General features: G+C 72.9%; 9 protein-coding genes. 5 read left to right on the top strand and 4 right to left on the bottom strand.

The features are described 5' to 3' along the window. Window positions 1-52 precede the first annotated feature (52 nt). The 4 genes from pgl to tkt all read right to left on the bottom strand — a co-directional run bounded on the left by pgl (window position 53) and on the right by tkt (window position 6,725). Entirely contained in the window at window positions 53-1,762 is a 1,710-nt protein-coding gene (pgl, locus tag NLU66_RS12385) for a 6-phosphogluconolactonase (RefSeq protein WP_259359974.1), read from the bottom strand. Continuing rightward, window positions 1,759-3,321: a glucose-6-phosphate dehydrogenase gene (gene zwf, locus NLU66_RS12380; protein ID WP_259359973.1), complete on the bottom strand. Its 1,563-nt coding sequence runs from the start codon at window positions 3,319-3,321 to the stop codon at window positions 1,759-1,761. The genes pgl and zwf overlap by 4 nt, the downstream gene beginning before the upstream one ends. A 91-nt stretch (window positions 3,322-3,412) precedes the next feature. Continuing rightward, window positions 3,413-4,525: a transaldolase gene (gene tal, locus NLU66_RS12375; RefSeq protein WP_137770846.1), complete on the bottom strand. Its 1,113-nt coding sequence runs from the start codon at window positions 4,523-4,525 to the stop codon at window positions 3,413-3,415. Between the two features lie 100 nt (window positions 4,526-4,625). Beyond that, window positions 4,626-6,725, bottom strand: coding sequence for a transketolase (tkt, locus tag NLU66_RS12370; protein WP_259359972.1), 2,100 nt, complete (start codon window positions 6,723-6,725; stop codon window positions 4,626-4,628). A 535-nt stretch (window positions 6,726-7,260) separates the two neighbouring features. Between tkt and NLU66_RS12365 the strand changes: the two genes are divergently transcribed. From NLU66_RS12365 to NLU66_RS12345, 5 genes are all read left to right on the top strand, one after another. Further along, a complete protein-coding gene (locus NLU66_RS12365; protein ID WP_137771740.1) occupies window positions 7,261-8,145 on the top strand; it encodes a heme o synthase in 885 nt (294 codons plus the stop codon). Further along, window positions 8,142-9,125, top strand: a complete 984-nt coding sequence (locus NLU66_RS12360; RefSeq protein ID WP_259359971.1) for a site-specific tyrosine recombinase XerD — start codon at window positions 8,142-8,144, stop codon at window positions 9,123-9,125. The genes NLU66_RS12365 and NLU66_RS12360 overlap by 4 nt, the downstream gene beginning before the upstream one ends. A 218-nt stretch (window positions 9,126-9,343) precedes the next feature. Beyond that, window positions 9,344-10,159, top strand: coding sequence for a ParA family protein (locus NLU66_RS12355; protein ID WP_137771738.1), 816 nt, complete (start codon window positions 9,344-9,346; stop codon window positions 10,157-10,159). After that, window positions 10,159-11,115 (top strand): pseudouridine synthase, encoded by a 957-nt coding sequence (locus NLU66_RS12350; RefSeq protein WP_259359970.1) that lies wholly within the window; start codon window positions 10,159-10,161, stop codon window positions 11,113-11,115. Before NLU66_RS12355 ends, NLU66_RS12350 begins: the two co-directional genes overlap by 1 nt. Next, complete coding sequence (locus NLU66_RS12345; RefSeq protein WP_259359969.1) at window positions 11,112-12,227, top strand: prephenate dehydrogenase; 1,116 nt, start codon at window positions 11,112-11,114, stop codon at window positions 12,225-12,227. Before NLU66_RS12350 ends, NLU66_RS12345 begins: the two co-directional genes overlap by 4 nt. Window position 12,228: the final 1 nt, after the last annotated feature.

Below are 12,228 nucleotides of genomic sequence, written 5' to 3'. Positions count from 1 at the left end.
AGCCCGTCCCCCTGCTCGGCAGGAGGACGGGCTCTCTCGTGTCAGGAGTCGGTCAGAGCTTCCCGGCGGCGGCCTCGTCGAGGAACCAGGTCGTCGACTCGAGCCCGCGCACCGAGGACGCCGGCACCTGCAGCGGGTCGATGTCGCCATGGGCCTTCGCGACGGCCTCCGCCTTCTCCGCACCGGCCACGAGCAGCGCCACATGGCGCGCCGAGTTCAGCACGGGCCAGGAGAGCGACACCCGCAGCGGCGGGGGCTTGGGGGAGTCCTCGACCGGGATCGCGCTCGCGCTCGTCACCCGCTGCGCCGGGTGGCCCGGGAACAGCGAGGCCACATGGGCGTCGGGCCCGACCCCGAGCCACAGCACGTCGAAGAACGCGCGGCCGCGGGTGCGGAACGGCTCGTCGCCGCCCGCGGAGTCCAGCTGCTGGCCGTACCAGGCGGCGGCCTCCGCGAGGGACATGCCGTCCTGCGTGGAGGGCACGAGGTGCACGTTGCGCTCGGGCAGCCCCGCCGCCTCGAGCGGCTCGAGCAGGCCCTCACGGACCTGCACCGCGTTGCGGTCGTCGTCGTCCGGGCCGACGAAGCGCTCGTCGCCCCACCACAGGTGGAGGGTCGAGAGGTCCACGCCCGCGGCCTCGAGCGCCGCGGGCAGGGCCCCGGCGGCGCGCACGCCGACGGTCCCCCCGGTGACGACGAGATGCGCGACCCCGCGCTCGGTCTGCGCCTCGGCCAGACGCGCCGCGGCGGCGGTGGCCGCCTCGGTCGCGACACCGGCGGCGTCCGCCGAGACCACGTCCGTGGGCGCGGGCTTGCCGGAGGCGAAGGTCGCCGCGTCGTCGACGCCCGTGAAGGCGTGGGCGAGGACCTCGCCGTAGACCTCGTCGGGATCCAGGCGGCGCAGCTCCTCCGCGAGCAGCTCGTACAGCGAGCGCTGCGGCATCGTCACGTGCTGGTCGGAGTCGTCGCCGGGGAGCGAGAGCACCACGGTGTCCTCGCCGGTGCGACGCAGGGCGATCGTGCCGTCGGGACGCTCGAGGCTGAGCCCTTGCACGCCCTGGCCCGCGGCGTCCTCCTCCGGGGCGCGGAGGGTGACCTCCACGCCGAGCGCGTTCTCGAGCCACGCCTTCATGAGGACGACCGAGGGATCATCCTCCTGGCCCGTGACCTCGACGGCCGAGGGGACGGCGACGGGCGTGATCTCGTACAGGCTCGCCACGAGACCGCGCCAGGTGGTCAGTCGCGACCAGGCGAGGTCCGAGTCACCGCTCGTGTACCCGCGGCGGAGGCGCTTGAGCGTGCCCACCGGGTTCGAGCAGGCGGCCGCGTCGGTGATGCGGCGCTGCGACATGGAGCCGAGGACGTCGTTCACCGGGGCGGACGGAGCGGTCTCCGGCCACCAGGTGACGATCGGGGCGTCCGGCAGCAGCAGCGGCATGACGAGCGTGTCCGGGGCGATCATCGTGTTCCCGCGGGCCCGCAGGATGATGATCTCGCCGGCGCCCGCGTCGCGGCCCACGCGGATCTCCGCGTCGAGGCCGGAGGTCTCCGCCTCCTGGTCCACGTCGACCACGATGACCCGCGCGGGGTGCTCGTGCGAGGCGTGGACGGCGGCCTCGAGGGGCTCGTCGATCGTCTCACCGGTCGCGACGATGATCAGCGTGAGGACCCGGCCGATGGTGTTCGCGCCGAAGGTCTCGCGCATCTCGGTCATCGTCTTCGCGACGGCCGAGGCGGTGGTGTCTTGCAGGGTGGTGATCACGGTCGCCTCCAGGTACGTCCGTCACGGGCGAGCATCTCGTGCGCGGTGTCCGGTCCCCAGGAGCCGGGGCGGTAGGGAGCGGGCCTCAGGTGCTCGGCCCAGTATGCGGTGATGGGGTCGAGGACCTTCCAGGACAGCTCGACCTCCTTCTGGCGCGGGAACAGCGGCGGATCGCCGAGCAGCGCGTCGAGGATGAGCCGCTCGTAGGCCTCGGGGGACTCCTCGGTGAAGTTCATGCCGTAGGCGAAGTCCATCGAGACGTCCCGCACCTCCATCTGGGTGCCGGGGACCTTGGAGCCGAAGCGCAGGGTCACGCCCTCGTCCGGCTGGACGCGGATGACGATCGCGTTCTGGCCGAGGTCCGCGGTGTCCGTGGAGCGGAAGGGCAGGAACGGCGCGCGCTTGAAGACGACCGCGATCTCGGTGACGCGGCGGCCCAGGCGCTTGCCGGCGCGCAGGTAGAACGGCACGCCCGCCCAGCGACGGGTCGCGATGTCCAGGCGCATGGCGGCGAAGGTCTCGGTCGCGGAGTCGGCGGGGATGCCGTCCTCCTCGAGGTACGCCTTGACCTCCTCGCCGCCCTGCCAGCCGCTCACGTACTGCCCGCGGGCGGTGTGCGCGGCGAGGTCCTCGGGCAGCTCGATGGCCGCGAGGACCTTCTCCTTCTCCGCGCGGAGGTCCTCGGCGCGGAAGGAGACGGGCTCCTCCATCGCGGTGAGGGCGAGCAGCTGGAGCAGGTGGTTCTGGATGACGTCGCGGGCGGTGCCGATGCCGTCGTAGTAGCCCGCGCGCGAGCCGATGCCGATGTCCTCGGCCATCGTGATCTGCACGTGGTCCACGTAGCTGGCGTTCCAGACCGGCTCGAAGAGCTGGTTGGCGAAGCGCAGCGCGAGGATGTTCTGCACCGTCTCCTTGCCGAGGTAGTGGTCGATGCGGAAGACGTCCTCGGGACGGAAGACCTTCTCGACGACGGCGTTGAGCTCGCGGGCGGACTCGAGGTCGTGCCCGAAGGGCTTCTCGATGACGACGCGTCGCCAGGAGCCGTCGCGCGGCGTGTTCAGCCCGGAGTTCGCGAGCTGCTCGCACACCTGCGGGAAGGCGTCCGGCGGGATCGAGAGGTAGAAGGCGTGGTTGCCGCCGGTGCCGCGGGTGCGGTCCAGCTCGCCGACGACCTCGGTGAGGTGCTCGAAGGCCGCCGGGTCGTCGAAGGTGCCGGTCACGAAGCGCAGACCGCCGCGGAGCTGCTCGAAGACGCTCTCCGAGAAGCCCGTGCGGGAGTGCTCGGAGACGGACTTCTTCACGTACTCGGCGAAGTCGTCGTCGGACCAGTCGCGGCGGCCGTAGCCGACGAGCCCGAAGCTCGGCGGGAGCAGGCCGCGATGGGTGAGGTCGTAGATGGCGGGCAGCAGCTTCTTGCGGGCGAGGTCGCCGGTGACGCCGAACATCACCATCGAGCTGGGCCCGGCGATGAGCGGGAGCCGCCGGTCACGCGTATCGCGCAGGGGGTTGAGGGCGTCCTGCGCGTCGCGCCCTGACGTGGGCGCACTGGAGTCGGTCACTGTGGTCCCTTCCTGGACACTGGACACGGAACCGTGCGCACGGCCCCTCCCCGGGCCGGGGTCGGGGGAGGGACCGTGCGCACGGGCGGGATCAGGCGCGGGCGGCGTCGATCGAGGCGGAGACGGTCTCGAGCAGCTGGCCCCAGGCCTGCTCGAACTTCTCGACGCCCTCGGACTCGAGGACGGCGAAGACGTCGGCGAGGTCGACGCCGGCGGCGGCGACCTGGTCGAGCACGGCCTGGCCGGCCTGCGCGGCGGCCGCGTCGAGCGCGGGGGCCGGCGCGGAGTGGTCGGCCGCGGCGTCGAGGGTCTTCTCCGGCATGGTGTTCACGACGGGGGAGGCCACGAGCTGGTCGACGTACATGGTGTCGGAGTACTCGGGGTTCTTCACACCGGTGGACGCCCACAGCGCGCGCTGCACGTTGGCGCCCTTGGCCTCGAGCGCGGCGAAGCGCTCGGAGCCGAAGGCGGCGAGGTAGATGCCGAAGGCGGCCTGCGCGTTGGCGACGCCGGCCTTGCCCTTGAGGGCCGCCGCGTCGCCGCCGATCTTCTCGAGGCGGGCGTCGATCTCGGTGTCGACGCGGGAGACGAAGAAGGACGCCACCGAGTGGATGGTGGAGAGGTCCTTGCCGGCCTCCGCGGCCTTCTCGAGGCCCGCGAGGTAGGCGTCGATGACCTGCTGGTAGCGGTCGCCGGAGAAGATCAGGGTCACGTTGACGCTGATGCCCTCGGCGATGACCGCGGTGATCGCCGGGAGGCCCTCGAGGGTCGCGGGGATCTTGATCATGACGTTCTCGCGGCCGACGATCTCGAAGAGGCGCTTGGCCTGCTCGATGGTCTTCTCGGTCTCGTGGGCGAGGCGGGGGTCCACCTCGATGGAGACGCGGCCGTCGAAGCCCTTGCTCGAGGCGTAGACGCCGGAGAAGAGGTCCGCCGCGGAGCGGACGTCGTCCGTCGTGAGCTTCTCGATGACGGCCTCGACGTCCTTGCCGTCCTTCGCCAGGGCGGCGATGTCGGCGTCGTAGTCCTCGGCGCCGGAGATCGCGGCCTGGAAGATCGAGGGGTTGGTGGTCACGCCGACGATGTTCTTCGTGTCGACGAGCTCCTGCAGGTTGCCGGAGCTGAGACGGCCGCGGGAGAGGTCGTCGAGCCAGATGGAGACGCCGGCGTCGCTGAGGGCCTGGGTCTGGGGGTTCTGTGCCATGGGTGGCGATGTCCTTCCGGGCGCTCGTGGCGCCCCGTGCGAACGATGGGGATGGCGGGGTGAGGGGCGGGACCCCCATGGGTCCCGCCCCTCGTGCGGATCAGGCGCCGGCGGCGGCCAGGGACTCCTTGGCGGCGGCGACGACGGCCTCCGCCGTGAAGCCGAACTCCGTGAACAGCGTCTTGGCGTCGGCCGAGGCGCCGTAGTGCTCGAGGGAGACCGCGCGGCCGGCGGTGCCCAGGAAGCGGTACCACGGCATCGCGATGCCGGCCTCGACGGTCACGCGGGCGGTGACCGAGGAGGGGAGCACGGACTCCTTGTACTCGTCGGACTGCTCGTCGAACCACTCGACGGACGGCATGGAGACCAGGCGGGTGGGGGTGCCCTCCGCCTCGAGCTGCTTCTGCGCCTCGACGGCGTACTGCACCTCGGAGCCGGTGGCGATGAGGATGACCTCGGGGGCGCCGTTCGAGGCGTCCTTGAGGACGTAGCCGCCCTGGGCGAGGCCCTCGGCGCCCGCGTACTCGCTGCGGTCCAGCGTGGGCAGCGCCTGGCGGGACAGGATCAGGCCGACGGGCCCGTTGTCGCGCTCGAGCAGCGCCTTCCAGGCCTGGGCGGTCTCGTTGGCGTCCGCCGGGCGCACGATCGAGAGGTTCGGGATCGCGCGGTAGGCGGCCAGGTGCTCGACCGGCTGGTGGGTCGGGCCGTCCTCGCCGAGGCCGATCGAGTCGTGGGTCCACACGTAGGTCGCGGGGACCTTCATGAGGGACGCGAGGCGCACGGCACCGCGCATGTAGTCCGCGAACTGGAAGAACGTGCCGCCGTACGGACGGGTCAGACCGTGCAGCGAGATGCCGGAGAGGATCGCGCCCATCGCGTGCTCGCGGATGCCGAAGTGCAGCGTGCGGCCGTACTCGTCACCGGCGAACTCGGAGGAGGAGTACTCCGCGGGGATGAAGGACGGCTCGCCCTTCATCGTGGTGTTGTTCGAGCCGGCGAGGTCGGCGGAGCCGCCCCACAGCTCGGGGAGCACCGGGGCGAGCTTCTCGAGGACCGTGCCGGAGGCGGCGCGGGTCGCGACGCCCTTGGCGTCGGCCTCGAAGGTCGGGAACGCCTCGGCGAAGCCCTCGGGGAGCTCGCGGGCCTGGAGGCGGTCCAGGAGGGCCGCCTTCTCAGTGTTCGCGGAGCGCCACGCCTGGTAGCCCTTGTCCCACTCGGCCTTCTGCTCGGCCGCGCGGTCCGAGAGGGCGCGGGTGTGGGCGATGACCTCGTCGGAGACCTCGAAGCTCTTCTCCGGGTCGAAGCCGAGCTCCTTCTTGAGGCCGGCGACGGCCTCGTCGCCCAGGGCGGAGCCGTGGACGGAGTGGCTGCCGGCCTTGCCCGGGGTGGGCCAGCCGATGACGGTGCGCAGACGGATGAAGGTCGGCTTGTCGGTGACGCCCTGCGCCTCGACGATGGCCTGCTTGAGCGCCGCGACGTCCTCGACGTACTCGGTGCCGCCGTTGGTCCAGTCGACGGTGCGCACGTCCCAGCCGTAGGCCTCGTAGCGCGCGGCGGTGTCCTCGGTGAACGCGATCGAGGTGTCACCCTCGATGGAGATCTCGTTGTCGTCCCACAGGACGATGAGGTTGCCGAGCTTCTGGGTGCCCGCGAGGGAGCTGGCCTCACTCGAGACGCCCTCCTCGAGGTCGCCGTCGGAGGCGATGACATAGGTGAAGTGGTCGAAGGGGCTCTCGCCCGCGGCGGCCTCGGGATCGAGCAGGCCGCGCTCGCGGCGCTGCGCCATCGCCATGCCCACGGCGGAGGAGATGCCCTGGCCGAGGGGGCCGGTGGTGATCTCCACGCCCGTGGTGTGGAAGTTCTCGGGGTGGCCCGGGGTCTTGGAGCCCCAGGTGCGCAGCGCCTCGATGTCCTCGAGCTCGAGGCCGAAGCCGCCGAGGTACAGCTGGATGTACTGGGTCAGGCTCGAGTGGCCCGCGGAGAGGACGAAGCGGTCGCGGCCCAGCCACGACGGGTCCTTCGGGTCGTGACGCATGACGTCCTGGTAGAGCAGGTACGCGGCGGGGGCGAGGCTCACGGCGGTGCCGGGGTGGCCGTTGCCCACCTTCTGCACGGCGTCCGCGGCGAGCACGCGCACGGTGTCCACGGCGCGCTTGTCGAGCTCGGTCCAGCCCTCGGGGGCCTTGAAGGTGTCGGTCACGGGGAGTGCTTCCTTTCGCCGGGTGACGGCCTGTGCCGTCGGGATCACAGGCTCTGCGTCCCGCAGGAAGCGACGTCGGCGCTCGGTGCGGGACGCGGAGCGACGGGGTCCACCTTAGTGCGCACGAGGGGTGGTGAGGCGAGCCGTCCCGTCCCACGGGCCCCGGGTTCGCCGAGGGCGGAGCGCCCGCGGGCGTGCGGAGCGGCTCCGCCGGGGCCCGGGAGTGAGCTGACAGACACCTGGACGTCGGCGCGCCGTCCGTGCCCGGACTCACCCGACTCACCGCCCGCGCGCCGCCCACCTGAGCCCCGTCGGCACCTACACTGGGACCCGTCTGCATGCGGCGGGACCGTCGCGACCTCAGGAAGGACGGTGGGCGGTGACCGCCACCCCGGGAGTGCCCTTGCAGGGCACCGACCAGCACGAGCAGCGCGCCCAGCGGCACGATCACGAGGGTGTGGGGACGGAGAGCTCCGCGGCCGTGCCGTCGGGTCCCGCGTCGACGCCGGCCCCCGCGCCGAGCCCCTGGCGCCGTGTGCTCGCCGTGCTCAAGCCCTACGTGGCGCTGACGAAGCCGCGGATCATCGAGCTCCTGCTCATCACGACGATCCCCACCATGTTCCTCGCCGCGGGCGGCTTCCCGAACCCGTGGCTGATCGCCTGGACGCTCATCGGCGGCTACCTCGCCGCGGGCGGTGCGAACACGCTGAACATGTACCTCGACCGTGACATCGACGCGAAGATGAAGCGGACGAAGAATCGTCCGATCGTCACCGGCGAGGTCTCGCCGCGGGCCGCGCTCGTCTTCGGCATCGCGCTCTCCGTGGTCTCCGCGCTGTGGCTCGGGGCCCTGGTCAACGTGATGTCCGCCGTGCTCGCGGTCGCCGCGATCCTGCTGTACGTCGTCTTCTACACGATGATCCTCAAGCGCCGCACGAGCCAGAACATCGTCTGGGGCGGCGTCGCCGGGTGCATGCCCGTGCTCATCGGCTGGTCCGCCGTGACCGGCACCGTGTCCTGGACCGCCGTGCTGCTCTTCCTCGTCATCTTCTTCTGGACGCCGCCGCACTACTGGCCGCTCGCCGAGAAGTTCTCCCGCGACTACGAGACCGCGGGCGTGCCGATGCTGCCCGTCGTCGCCTCGCGCTCCTCCGTGGCGCGGCAGATGATCCTGCACACCACGCTCATGATCGCCTCGAGCCTCGCGATCATCCCGCTGGGCCACACCGGCATCGTCTACACCGTCGCCGCCCTCGGGTCCGGCGCCTGGTTCGGCTTCCTCGTGGGCCGCTACGCGCTGCGCACCCGGAAGGGCCTCACCGGGAAGAAGCTCGACCCGATGGTCGTCTTCCACGGCTCGATCACGTACCTCACCGTGCTCTTCGTGGCCCTCGCGGTCGATCCCTTCGTGCACCTGTGAGCGGGCCGGCGGTGATCCCGGGCGCGGACGACCTGCGCCCGGCCCACCGCCGCCTGCTCGAGCAGTACCTGAGCCACCTGCGCATCGAGCGCGGACTCTCCGAGAACACCCTCGCCGCCTACCGGCGTGACCTCCTGCGCTACCTCGGACACCTGGACCGCACCGGCACCGAGGCCACCGCCGTCAGCACGGAGGACGCCGCCGCCTGGGTGCGCGCGCTGCGCACCGGGGAGGACGGCGGCACACCGCTCGCCGCCGCCTCCGCGGCCCGCGCCCTCGCCGCCGTGCGCGGCCTCCACGCGTTCCTCGACGCCGAGCGCGCGTCGGAGACCGGGGACCCGACCCGGCTCGTGCCCGGTCCGGCGCTGTCCTCCCGGCTGCCGCACCCGCTGCCCGTGGACCAGGTGCTCGACCTCATCGAGGCCGCCGGCCGGCCCGGCACCGGCGCGCTGCCCGCCGAGCGCGCGCTGCGCGACCGGGCCCTGCTCGAGGTGCTCTACGGCCTCGGCGCCCGGATCTCCGAGGCGATCGGCCTGGACGTGGACGACGTGGACCGCGAGCAGCGGGCGGCGCTGCTGCACGGCAAGGGCGACAAGCAGCGCACGGTGCCCGTCGGCTCCTTCGCCCTCGACGCCCTCGACGCCTACCTGACCCGTGCGCGCCCGGCCCTCGCCGCGCGCGGCCCCGGCACCCCGGCGATCTTCCTGGGCTCGCGGGGGACCCGGCTCACGCGCCAGGCAGCCTGGCAGGTGGTGCGGCGCGCCGCGGAGGACGCCGGCCTCGCCGAGGCGGTGAGCCCGCACACGCTGCGCCACTCCTATGCGACGCACCTGCTCCAGGGCGGGGCGGACGTCCGCAGCGTGCAGGAGCTGCTCGGGCACGCCTCGGTCACCACGACCCAGCTCTACACGCAGGTGACCGTGGACTCGCTGCGCGAGATCCACGCGAGCGCCCATCCGCGGTCCGGAGCGGGGGCTTAGACTTGGGCGGCCGGATCGCCCCCGGGCAGGGGAGCGAGGGCACACCACTGCCGGGCGGCTGTCCCCAGCCGCCCCTCCCGGGGCTGGGGCCGCTCGTCGGCCCCCTCGGCGCCTCCGCCACGGCGGCGCGCCCCGCACGACCACGACGCCGACGACAGGACTCCTCCGTGAACGCGAACCAGCAGCTGGACATCGACCTCGGCCCCACGGGACGGCCGATGCCCGAGCTGCCGGAGCCCGCGCCCCTCGACGGGCACGGACCGGCGCGGATCATCTCGATGGTCAACCAGAAGGGCGGGGTCGGGAAGACGACCTCCGTCATCAACCTCGGCGCGGCCCTCGCGGAGATCGGCCGCAAAGTGCTGCTCGTGGACCTCGACCCGCAGGGCGCGCTGAGCGCCGGCACCGGGGTGAACCCCTACGAGCTCGACGTGACCGTCTACAACCTGCTCATGGACCGCAAGCACGACGTGCGCGACGTGATCCAGGAGACGGGCACCGAGAACCTCGACGTGCTGCCCGCGAACATCGACCTCTCCGCGGCGGAGGTCCAGCTCGTCAACGAGGTCGCCCGCGAGATGGCGCTCGCCCGCGTGCTGCGCCCGGTCGCGGACGACTACGACGTCATCATCATCGACTGCCAGCCGTCGCTGGGCCTGCTCACCGTCAACGCCCTCGCGGCGAGCCACGGCGTGGTCATCCCGCTCGAGGCGGAGTACTTCGCCCTGCGCGGCGTGGCCCTGCTCGTCGAGACGATCGAGAAGGTGCAGGACCGCATCAACCCGCGCCTCGAGATCGACGGCATCCTCATCACGATGTTCGACCCGCGCACGCTGCACGCCCGCGAGGTGTGCCAGCGCGTCGTGCAGGCATTCCCGGACAAGGTCTTCCACACCACGATCAACCGCACGGTGAAGTTCCCCGACGCCTCCGTCGCTGCGGAGCCGATCATCTCCTTCGCCTCCTCGAACAAGGGCGCGGACGCCTACCGCCAGCTCGCCCGCGAGCTGATCTCGCGCGGCGGCGCGGCCTGATGGCCGGCCCGCGGGGCGAGGGTGCCGGCGGGGACGGCCGGAAGGACGCCTCCGGCGAGGGACGGGGACGCCGGGGCGGTCACCGCGGGGCGCGCACCGGGGCGTCGCGGCAGCGCCGGCGCAGCGCGTTCACCCCGCCGCGCACGGTCACGCTGCGTGACGACGAGGGCCGGAAGGGCGCGACGCCCGCCGCCTCGGGCGCCGAGCCGGGAGACCTTCACCAGGAGGGCGGGGAGCGCCTCCAGAAGGTGCTCGCCCGCGCCGGCTTCGGCTCGCGCCGCGCGTGCGAGGCGCTCATCACCCAGGGTCGCGTGAGCGTGGACGGCGAGATCGTCACCGAGCAGGGCCTGCGGATCGACGCCGCCACGCAGGCGGTGCACGTGGACGGGCGCCGGCTGCAGCTGGACGAGCGCAAGCTCACCGTGGTCCTCAACAAGCCGCGGCACGTGGTCTCCGCGATGCACGACCCCGAGGGTCGCCGCGATCTCACGGAGTTCACCGAGCGCTACGACCAGCGGCTCTACCACGTGGGGCGCCTCGACTACGAGACCGAGGGCCTGCTGCTGCTCACGAACGACGGCGAGCTCGCGCACCGCCTGACCCATCCCTCCTTCGCGGTGGAGAAGACGTACGTGTGCCGCTTCGACGCCCCCGGCGGCCCGCCCCGCGGGCTCGTCAAGGCCCTGCGCGACGGCGTCGAGCTCGAGGACGGCCCCGCGCGCGCCGACCGCGCGCGGGTGCTCGCCCAGGACGGCCGCGAGGCCGTCGTCGAGGTGAGCCTGCACGAGGGCCGCAATCGGATCGTGCGCCGCATGTTCGCCTCCCAGGGCTTCGAGCTGACCGGCCTCATGCGCACACGCATCGGGCCGGTCCTGCTGGGCGACCTCGCCCCCGGCGCGACCCGCGAGCTCACCGGCCGCGAGCTCGGCACGCTCATGGCGGAGCTGGGGCTGTGAGCGCCGACGCCCTCGTGCCGTCCCCGGTGCGGATCATCGGGACCGGGCTGATCGGAGGGTCCCTGGGCCTCGCGCTGGGCCGTGCGGGCGCCCGGGTCCAGGTCGAGGACGTCTCGCCGGGGACCACGGCCCTGGCCGTCGAGCTCGGCGTGGGGGAGCGGCCCGTCGAGGGCGGTCCCGACCCGCGGCTCGTCGTGGTCGCCGCCCCGCCCGACGTCGCCGCGACGCTCGTCGCCGACGCCCTCGCCCGCTTCCCCGCGGCGCTCGTGACCGACGTCGCGAGCGTCAAGGGCACCGTGCTCGAGGGCGTGCGCGCCCTCGCCGCCCCCGCCGACCTCCCGCGCTACATCGGCGCCCACCCGATGGCGGGCCGCGAGGTCTCCGGCGTCATCTCCTCGCGCAGCGACCTCTTCCAGGGCCGGCCCTTCGTCGTGGTCCCGCACCCCGCGACCCGCGAGGGCGCCGTGAGCGTGCTGAGGGGCCTCGCGACGGAGATCGGCGCCGTGCCGGTGGTCATGGACGCCGCGGCGCACGACGACGCGGTCGCCCATGTGTCCCACGTGCCGCAGGTGCTCTCGAGCCTGCTCGCGACGAGCTTGCTCGAGCCGACGGAGCAGGCCCTCGGTCTCGCCGGCCAGGGACTGCGGGACACGACCCGCATCGCGGACTCCGACGCCCGGCTCTGGGTCGAGATCCTCGGCGCGAACGCGGCCGCCGTGGGCGGTGTGCTGCAGGGGCTGCGCGAGCGGCTCGACGACGTCATCGCGGCGCTCGGCACCCTCGAGGGCGATCCGCGCCCGGAGCTCGGGTCCCGGCGCGCGATCGCGGACCTCGTCGCCGACGGCAACCGCGGGGTGCGGCGCATCCCCGGCAAGCACGGCGGGGCCACCGACTCCTTCGCGACGGTCGTCGTGCTCGTCCCGGACAGGCCCGGCGAGCTGGGCCGCCTGCTGACCGAGATGGGCGAGATCGGCGTGAACCTCGAGGACCTCCGTCTCGAGCACACGCTCGGGCAGCCGGTGGGCCTCGCGCACATCGCCGTGGACGTCCGCGCCGAGAACCTGCTCACGAGATCGCTCACCGAGCGCGGCTGGACGGTGGCCGACGCCTGAG

The organism is Brachybacterium sp. NBEC-018 (genome assembly GCF_024860185.1).
GTDB classification, from domain to species: domain Bacteria; phylum Actinomycetota; class Actinomycetes; order Actinomycetales; family Dermabacteraceae; genus Brachybacterium; species Brachybacterium rhamnosum.
This window is presented reverse-complemented; position numbering and strand designations above follow the sequence as displayed.

Coding starts and splice junctions, on each gene's coding strand:
- NLU66_RS12350 (WP_259359970.1), top strand. CDS start 10,159: ATGGCCGGCCCGCGGGGCGAGGGTGCCGGCGGGGACGGCCGGAAGGAC.
- NLU66_RS12355 (WP_137771738.1), top strand. CDS start 9,344: ATGCCCGAGCTGCCGGAGCCCGCGCCCCTCGACGGGCACGGACCGGCG.
- tal (WP_137770846.1), bottom strand. CDS start 4,525: ATGGCACAGAACCCCCAGACCCAGGCCCTCAGCGACGCCGGCGTCTCC.